The organism is Microbacterium sp. NPDC080220, assembly GCF_040686395.1.
Classification (GTDB): Bacteria; Actinomycetota; Actinomycetes; order Actinomycetales; family Microbacteriaceae; genus Microbacterium; species Microbacterium gawkjiense.
The window spans coordinates 1-8,554 of record NZ_JBFBOP010000019.1; the positions used below are offsets into that span (position 1 = coordinate 1).

Below are 8,554 nucleotides of genomic sequence, written 5' to 3' on the forward strand. Positions count from 1 at the left end.
GTCCCCTTCATTCCTGACCGTGTAGGCGCAAGGCGCGTAGGGCGATGATGAGTTCAGCCGACTCGGCTGGATGGGAGATACGGCGTCCAGTGAGTTGAGTAATACGTTGCAGGCGGTAGAGCACGGTGTTCCTGTGGCAATGGAGTGCATTCGCGGCCGCCGCGGTGGACCCGCCCGCATCGAGCCACGCGTCCAGGGTGTCGAGCAGCGCGTTCGCTCCGCTGGAATCCAGCGAGAGCACTCCTCCCAGGACTTCGCGGATGAGATAACGAACAGGATCGGGATTCGAGATGAGCGTCAGCTCAATCGGGCGATCACCGTAGAGACTCAGCCCGTGTTCGCCGGGAGTCAGACAGCGAAGCGCACTGCGTGCCTGATCAGCTGCGCGCGGGAGGTGGGAGACATGCTCGAAGGGATGACTGGCGCCCGTTGGTACGACGGTGGTGGCCGTTATGGCGGCGAGAGCTGCCTCAAGGTTCTCGAGCGTGGAGGCTCCCGCCAAGCCAATGTGCATCCCGACATCTTGTGCCCAAACGATCGCCGCGAACTCTTGTGCGCTCGTGTAGCGCGGTTCCGGATCGTCACCGCCTCCTCCGAGCGACGACGCAAGTGCTGTGTACCAACCAGTGTCGGGCAGTCCGAGGATCCGCAGGGAGTCCGTCGGATGCGGGGCCATTCCCGAGAGCAATGCCAGCAAGTGAACGCGACGTCCTTGCTCGCTGCGGCGTTCGCTCTCGTCGATGACTTCGCGGTAGGCCTCAACCGCAGCGGTTGAGAGGTGATCCAAGACCTCCCACAGCTTCGCGGTGGTCGCCATGGCGGCATCAGTCTCGCCGGTGCTCCGCGTGACTTCGTCGACCTCATGGAGGAGCGTGATGCCGGCGAGTCGGTAAGCGTGTAAGAGGCTCGCCATCGGAATGCCGTTCTCGGCTTTGGTGCGGCCCGCACGCCTTGCGGGACTCAGGCTCGGTGGGCCGCCTCGCAACTCCTTGAGGATCTCTTTGAGGTTCTGGTCGACAATGTCACTGAGATCGTACTGAAGTTCGGGATCGCGGTAGACCGGCTCGTTTCGCAGGATTGCTTCCACGATGCGGTCAACCAGGGTGCTCCGTCGTTCATCGATGTGTGTGAGAAACGACAACCCGTGGGCCTGGGGTGTGAGTGGACGAATCTCCGACGTCGTTCTGTCCATGCTTGAGCGTAGCCCCTAGCTCTGCCCCTTCGCAGGAGTTCCCATGTGCGTGTGCACAAGGGAACTCCTGCGAAGACTGGACGGCCGCCTCTGGTGGGACGCCTAGACAACCCGCAAGATTGCGTGAGAAACCGGCTCGTGCTCGAAGGAGAGAAGAATGTCGGACCTGCAGCAGCTAGATGAAATCGTTCCTGCGCGAATCGATGAGTTGATCACAGATTTGGCGGTCGGCGCTCAAGCCTGGGCTGTTCTCCCATTGACGCGACGAGCTGAGCTGTTGGCAGAGGTGCACGAGACGGCTGAGGGTGTCGCGGAGCAATGGGTGCGTCTGGCGTGCGAGATCAAGGGAATCAACTTCGAGGACCCGTACGCCGGTGAGGAGTGGATCTCCGGACCATATGCGGTCCTGGCAGGCGCGGGCACGCTTGCTCACACGCTGTCGGCGTTGGCTCAGGGTAAGAGTCCGATTGGGCGCGACCGCCTGGGTCAGGCCACTGGGGACCGAGTGGTCGTGAATGCACTGCCTCGCTCGGTGCAGCAATGGACGCTGATGCACGGCTTCACCGCTGGCGTGTGGCTTCGGCCGGGAATTAGTGCGGAGCAGGCGAAGGCGCGAGCTGGCCTCGGTGCACTGGACCGGACTGGCGTCAGCGCGGGTGTAGGAGTGGTGCTGGGCGCGGGCAACATCACTTCGATTGCACCTCTTGATGTGCTCTATGAGCTGGTCGCGTCGAACCGTTCGGTGATCCTGAAGCTGAACCCGGTGCTGGGGCGATTGGAACCGGTGCTGAGCGCGGCGCTGGCGCCGCTGATCCGGGAGGGTTTCGTGCGCATCGTAACCGGCGGGGCGGAGGTCGGTGAGTACTTGACCTCGCACGCGGGTGTCTCGCACGTTCACATCACCGGCAGCGCCGCCACACACGATGCCATTGTCTGGGGTACGGGGGAGGAGGCCGGGCGCCGCCGCGCGAGTGGCGAACCGCGGCTGACCGTGCCGATCACGAGCGAGTTGGGCGGGGTTTCGCCGGTGATCGTCGTTCCAGGCCGGTGGAGCAAGGCGGACCTGAGATTCCAGGCCGAGCACGTGGTAACCATGCGGATGCATAACTCGGGACACAACTGTGTGGCTGGCCAGGTGGTAATCGTGAGCAGCGATTGGAGCCAGCGTGACGAGTTCGTCGCTGAGGTCGAGCGGGTGCTGGCGGAGCTGCGTCCTCGTCCCGTCTGGTACCCGCGAGGAGAGGAACGGCTCGCACAAGCGTGCGACGTGTATCCCAGCATGCAGCGCGTCGGGCCCGATGGCAGTCGTGCGCTGATCGATCTCCCGGCCGGTGAGGACGCCACCGCACTCGAGCAGACCGAGTTCTTTGCGCCAGTACTCGGCGTCGTCTCCGTGCCCGGAACGGGCTCGGAGTTCCTCCGGGCCGCAGTTGAGCATGCCAACGAGAAGCTCGCGGGAACCCTCGGGGTCAATGTCCTCATCGACCCGCGCACCCGCCGTCGCGTCGGCGAAGCGTTTGATGACCTTATCGCCGAGCTGCGGTACGGCACGGTCGCGATCAACACCTGGACGGGTCTGGGCTTCCTCACCGCCACTGCCAGTTGGGGAGCATACCCGGGCGCTACGATCGACGACATTCAGAGCGGAACCGGGATCGTTCACAACGCACTGCTGCTGGACGATGTTGAACGCACAGTGGTCGAGGGTGCCTTCCGGCCTTTCCCCCGGTCGATCGCGGGCGGGGAGTTCTCGCTGTTCCCGAAGGCGCCGTGGTTCTCCACCGCCCGCTCCGCGCACACCACGGGGCGTCTCCTGGCTGGGTACGCGGCTCATCCGTCGTGGGCGAAACTGCCAGGTATCTTCCTGTCCGCGTTCCGTGCCTGACCGGACCTATTCCGATCACCTCACCCACTCACCAAGTCACGAAGCTTCACCCCCACTGCAAAATAGGAGATCGCGTATGTCCACTCATCCCACCCCCGAGCGCTATGACTTTGTCGTCGTCGGCGCTGGTTCCGCAGGCTGCGCCGTCGCCGCCCGGCTGAGCGAGGATCCCGAGACGACGGTGCTGTTGCTGGAGGCCGGTGGAACCGACCAGCGCCAAGAGGTGCAGATTCCGGTCGCCTTCTCGCAGCTATTCAAGTCGGACGCGGACTGGAACTACCAGACCACCCCGCAGCGGCAACTCGACAGCCGCAGTATCTACTGGCCACGCGGCAAGGTCCTCGGCGGCTCCTCGTCAATGAACGCCATGATGTGGGTGGTCGGCTTCGCCGCCGACTACGACCACTGGGCCGAACTGGCCGGTCCCGAATGGTCGTGGGAAGCGCTGGCACCGCTGTTCGCCGACAACGGCATCACCGTGTCTGCGCAGCGGGACCCACGCAGCCACACAGCGGCCTTTCTGCGGGCTTTCGAGGAAGCCGGGTATCCGGTTGAGGAGGCGAACAAGCCCGAGCCTGGAGGGTTCACTCAGACTCTGGTCACACAAAGCGGTGGTGCGCGCTGGAACTCCGTGCGCGGCTATCTCGATGCCGCCGCGGGCCGCGAGAATCTCTCCGTTCTCTCCGAAGCCCATGTCGACCGGGTGCTTTTCGACGGGCAGCGCGCCACCGGGGTCCGTTACCACACGGACGGACTGTGGCGCGAGGTGGTCGCCGATGCAGAGGTCATCCTCGCCGCCGGTGCGGTGAACACGCCGACCATCCTGCTGCGCTCAGGAATTGGCCCGGCAGACGATCTCGACAAGCTCGGCATCCCCGTGCTGGTCGACTCGCAGGACGTGGGTCGGCAGATGCGCGATCATCTCGTGACCTTCCTCACTCGTGAGGCGTTCGAGGACACCCTGTTCGATGCAATGACACCAGAACAGCTCGAGAAGTACGGCACCGAACAGATGGGCATGCTCACGTCGAACGTCGCCGAGTCGTACGGGTTCGTGAAGACCGATCCGGGTCTTGAGCACGCGGACATTGAGATCCTCGCCGCGCCGGCTGCATACGTGAAGGAAGGGCTTGAGGGCATCCCCGGTCACGGTCTCACGATCGGCAGCATCCTGCTGCTGCCGGAGAGCCGAGGCTCGGTGACCCTCGCCGACGCCGATCCCTTCAGCGCACCGCTCATCGACCCTGGCTATCTCACTGACCCGGGTGGAGCGGACCGTGCTCGGCAGCTAGAAGGTGTACGCATCTGCGAACGCATTCTCGCCACGGATGCCATGAGTGGGCACATTGGGGCCCACTACATCGCGCCCGAGAACGGCGAAACGCTCGAACCGGAACAGCGGGCGGAGGTCGCGATTAGCACGCTCTCGCACACGCTGTATCACCCGACGTCCACGGCGCGCATGGGTTCTGACGAGGGATCGGTCGTCGACCCGGAGCTACGCGTACGTGGTGTACACGGCCTGAGAGTCGCCGACGCGTCGATCATGCCCGAGATCATCCGGGGGCACACGCATGCTCCGTCCGTGGTCATTGGGGAAAAGGCAGCGCAATTCATTCGTCGTAGCGTTGTTGAGAATGCCCGCAAAGGAGCTTCTCGTGTTTCCTAGTCCGTACCCCGACGTTGAGATCCCCGAAGTGAGCATCTACGACCACCTCTTCGGGAGCCTTTTGGAGGAAGACCTCAAACGGGTTGCTTTCATCGATCCTGACTCCGGGGCACCGACCAGCTACGGTCAGCTGAGGGACGATGTCGATGCGCTGGCTGGCGCACTCGCCGCGCGCGGGGTCCGAGAGGGCACTGTGGTCGGCCTGCTGAGTCCGAACGTCCCCGCTTTTGGGACCGTCTTCCACGCAGTGTTGCGCGCCGGGGGTACCGTGACCCCGCTCAACGCGCTCTACACAGCGCCGGAAATCGAGAAGCAGCTGCGTGATGCGGGCGCGACCCTGCTATTCACAGTTGCACCGCTTCTTAACAACGCAGAGGATGCGGCCGCGGCGGTCGGGATCGGCGCGGATCGGCTCATTCTGATGGACGGAGCGCCGGGCCACCCTGACCTCTCCGACCTGCTGGCCGAGGCCAGAACTGCGCCGCGGGTCGACATCGATCCCACGACCCACGTCGCCGTGCTGCCCTACTCTTCAGGAACGACCGGAACACCTAAGGGAGTCATGCTCACCCACCGAAACCTGGTCGCGAACGTCGAGCAGTGTCGTGCTGTGATCGACGTCTCGGCGGAGGATCGGGTATTGGCGGTGCTGCCGTTCTTCCACATCTACGGCATGACCGTCCTGCTTAATCTTGCGTTGCGCGCCCGCGCAGCGCTCGTGACAATGCCCAGGTTCGAACTCATGCGATTCCTGGAACTCATTCAGCAACACGCGTGCACCTTTGTCTTTGTGGCTCCCCCGATCATGGTCGCCTTGGCGAAGCACCCGATGGTCGATGAGTACAACATCTCGAGCCTGCGGACAATCTTCTCGGGCGCGGCGCCGCTTGACGCTGTTACCGCAGAACGCGCGGCCGCAAGGATCGGCGCTCGGGTTCGGCAGGGCTACGGCATGAGCGAACTCAGCCCGGTGTCACACGTCATCCCGGATGACCGTGACGACATCCCGCGATCATCGATCGGCGTGCCCGTTCCCAACACCGTTTGCATGCTGGTCGACGTCGAGACCGGGGAAGAGATCGTCGAGACGGACGAGCAGGGTCTCACCCGTCCGGGGGAGTTGTGGGTGAAAGCACCCAACGTCATGCTCGGCTACCTAGGGCGTGACGACGAGACCGCGCAGGCGATCACGGCAGACGGCTTCTTGCGCACCGGGGACATTGCCGTCCGTTCCGACGCGGGGTGGTTCGCGATTGTCGACCGGGCGAAGGAACTCATCAAGTACAAGGGGTACCAGGTGGCCCCGGCCGAACTCGAGGCGTTGCTGCTATCGCACCCGAAGGTGATGGATGCCGCCGTGATTGGGATACTCGATGAAGACGGCGAAGAGGTACCCAAAGCGTTCGTCGTGCCAGCGCCGGACAGCGGGCTCGCCGACATCGAGGTCATCGAGTACGTCGCCGACCGCGTTGCACCGTACAAGAAGGTCCGCGCCGTGGAGTTCATCGACGCGATCCCCAAGTCGACTTCGGGTAAGATCCTCCGGAAGGACCTCCGGGTACGCAAAGATTGAGACGACGAACATCGATCGTGCCGTCGAGGGGCTGACGCAGTGATGAGGGGCCTGGCCTGCTGGATGCCTGGCGCAACTTCGACCCAGCGGCCCACCCGACCGCGAGGAGAGGCCAATCGTGCAGATTTCCGAGAGGTCTCGTCCAACGGACGTCTCATCGCGCCGCGCACCGGCCCATCGTGACCGCACTGTCAAACGTGTTGCGCGTGCGGCTCGCGTTGCCTTGTCAGCAGGGCGGGGTGTGTCGCCGGAACTCATCGCCGATGTCTGCGCGCAGATCGGACTGCACCCTCATGCCTTCCGCACTTTGCTTCCGACGGACGACGATCTCCTCGACGAGGTGAACGAAATCCTCGTGTCGGAGTGCGCCGATCGGCTCAAGGCCGGCATCGCTCGATTTCGCCCGGTCGGATCGGGCGACGCGGTGTTCGTCCAGGCAGCCGAAGCGCTCGCCGCGTCCTGGCCACTCGACTGCGCCGGCCTGACGATCCGCGCCGAACGACGCTTTCGAGCACTCCGCGACGGGCGCCACGGTAACGCGGCGGTCGCGGGCGACCGGCGATTTGCTGCCGAACTCGCGGGGGTGTTCGAAGACCTGATGGTCGTGCTGGGCCGGAAGTTCGCTTGGCCGCCGCGGCTCGCGGTCCGTGTGATCATCGACACTTATGAGCGATCCTTCGAGGCATGGGTGCTGGACGGCAACCCGGAGAGCCAATTCGAGGAGTCGCCCTTCGTGCAGCGCACGCTGCCGACCCTCCTACGCGAGATGAGTGTTCCCACGTGATCCGATCGCGATCGCCCGGTCACGCAGGAACGCATCAGAACTGGGGCTGTCCGACCAACGGTGGATCTGGTCTGGCCTGACCGAAAGGACGGGCGATGACCGGTGTTATCGAGATGATAGATCCTGTGACGGGAGAGATCATCGACGAGCAGCAGCTCGCGGAGCAGCTGCTGAAGCAGGCGAAGGAACAGGGCGTCGACTTGATCGGCCCCGACGGGTTGCCGAACGGGCTCACGAAATGGGTGCTGGAGACCGCGCTCGAGCCGGGGGTGACAGAGCACCTCGGATACGAGAAGCACGCATCGACGGTCGGCGAGAACGCGCGCAACGGCACCAGGTCCAAGATAGTGCTGACCGAGGTCGGCCCGGTCGAGATCGACGTCCCCAGAGACCGTGAGGGGTCATTCGAGCCGAAGATCGTCAAGAAGCACAACGGCGGCTGAATCTAGGGCGTGTCTCCTAAATCTGGGTGCTGATGCGCGGATGCTGGAGCGGTGTCGCGTTTCCAGTTGCTCTCTGATGCTCAGTGGGATCTGATCGGCGGGTTTCTGCCCGGGCCGACCGGTCGGAAGGGTCGTCCGTTCTCGGATGCTCGGACGATGGTCGAGGCGATCGTGTATCGCTATCGGGCCGGGATCGCGTGGCGGGATCTTCCTGCGGTGTTCGGGCCGTGGCAGACGGTGTGGAAGTGGCATCGGCGGATGGCCGGCGATGGCACGTGGGATCGCATCCACGCGGTGCTGCTGGCCCGTGCGGACGCGGCGGGCAAGGTGGACTGGTCGGTGTCGGTGGATTCCACGATCGCTCGCGCCCATCAGCACGCGACGAACATCACCCGCGTCATAGGGGGCTTCGTCGAACTACAAGAATCTGCTGGCCGAGCCGCCTGATCACGGGTTCGGCCGCTCCCGTGGCGGTCTGTCGACCAAGCTCCACCACCTGGTCGACGGATCCGGCCTGCCGCTGGTGATTGCGGTGACGCCGGGGCAGTCCGGGGATTCGCCGATGCTGATCCCGCTGCTGGAACAACTGCGCGTGGCACGTCCCTCCGGTCGCCCCAGGACCCGACCCGACCGGGTTCGAGGCGACAAGGCCTATTCGTCGCGAGCGATCCGCCAGCACCTGCGCGACCGCGGCATCCAGGCGGTCATCCCACAACCATCGGACCAGATCGGCCACCGACTGCGGCGCGGCTCCCGAGGCGGACGACCCGTCAGCTACGACCGCGACGACTACCGGAACCGGAACGTCGTCGAACGCCGCTTCGCGGCCCTGAAGCAGTGGCGCGGCATCGCGACCCGCTACGACAAACTCGCCACCGTCTATCGATCAGCAGCCGTCCTCACCGCCGTCATCGCCTGGACCCAACATTTAGGGGACACGCCCTAGGTGTACCCGGTCATGACGTTGGTCTCAGTCGGCTGGTCGGGTGCCGCCGATGGCTGAGTGGA

General features: G+C 64.5%; 6 protein-coding genes and 1 pseudogene. 6 read left to right on the forward strand and 1 reads right to left on the reverse strand.

Going from position 1 to position 8,554, the window contains the following annotated elements:
• Window positions 1–7: 7 nt before the first annotated feature.
• The gene (locus tag AB0P29_RS16015) at window positions 8–1,192 is read right to left on the reverse strand and encodes a helix-turn-helix domain-containing protein (protein WP_341578952.1); all 1,185 of its coding nucleotides are present in this window, start codon (window positions 1,190–1,192) and stop codon (window positions 8–10) included.
• A gap of 157 nt (window positions 1,193–1,349) precedes the next feature.
• Here AB0P29_RS16015 and AB0P29_RS16020 point away from each other — a divergent pair, with 157 nt between their 5' ends.
• From AB0P29_RS16020 to AB0P29_RS16045, 6 genes and pseudogenes are all read left to right on the forward strand, one after another.
• A complete protein-coding gene (locus AB0P29_RS16020; protein ID WP_341578953.1) occupies window positions 1,350–3,077 on the forward strand; it encodes an aldehyde dehydrogenase family protein in 1,728 nt (575 codons plus the stop codon).
• A 76-nt stretch (window positions 3,078–3,153) separates the two neighbouring features.
• Window positions 3,154–4,746, forward strand: a complete 1,593-nt coding sequence (locus AB0P29_RS16025) for a GMC family oxidoreductase N-terminal domain-containing protein (protein ID WP_341578954.1) — start codon at window positions 3,154–3,156, stop codon at window positions 4,744–4,746.
• Window positions 4,736–6,319 carry an AMP-binding protein gene (locus AB0P29_RS16030; protein WP_363381214.1) on the forward strand — a complete coding sequence of 528 codons (1,584 nt, stop codon included), beginning with the start codon at window positions 4,736–4,738 and terminating at the stop codon, window positions 6,317–6,319. The genes AB0P29_RS16025 and AB0P29_RS16030 overlap by 11 nt, the downstream gene beginning before the upstream one ends.
• Window positions 6,320–6,560: 241 nt before the next feature.
• Window positions 6,561–7,103, forward strand: a complete 543-nt coding sequence (locus AB0P29_RS16035; protein ID WP_363381208.1) for a hypothetical protein — start codon at window positions 6,561–6,563, stop codon at window positions 7,101–7,103.
• Window positions 7,104–7,216: 113 nt separating this feature from the next.
• Window positions 7,217–7,531: pseudogene (locus AB0P29_RS16040) on the forward strand (transposase); the annotation flags it as partial.
• 66 nt (window positions 7,532–7,597) lie between these two features.
• Window positions 7,598–8,492 (forward strand): IS5 family transposase gene (locus tag AB0P29_RS16045; protein WP_363381211.1). Its coding sequence is split into 2 segments (ribosomal slippage): window positions 7,598–7,948 and window positions 7,950–8,492, totalling 894 coding nucleotides; the frame shifts between segments, so codons are not numbered across the junction.
• Window positions 8,493–8,554: the final 62 nt, after the last annotated feature.

Excerpts from the sequence above, each read along its gene's own strand:
- AB0P29_RS16015 (WP_341578952.1), bottom strand. The coding sequence starts at position 1,192 with ATGGACAGAACGACGTCGGAGATTCGTCCACTCACACCCCAGGCCCAC.
- AB0P29_RS16020 (WP_341578953.1), top strand. The coding sequence starts at position 1,350 with ATGTCGGACCTGCAGCAGCTAGATGAAATCGTTCCTGCGCGAATCGAT.
- AB0P29_RS16025 (WP_341578954.1), top strand. The coding sequence starts at position 3,154 with ATGTCCACTCATCCCACCCCCGAGCGCTATGACTTTGTCGTCGTCGGC.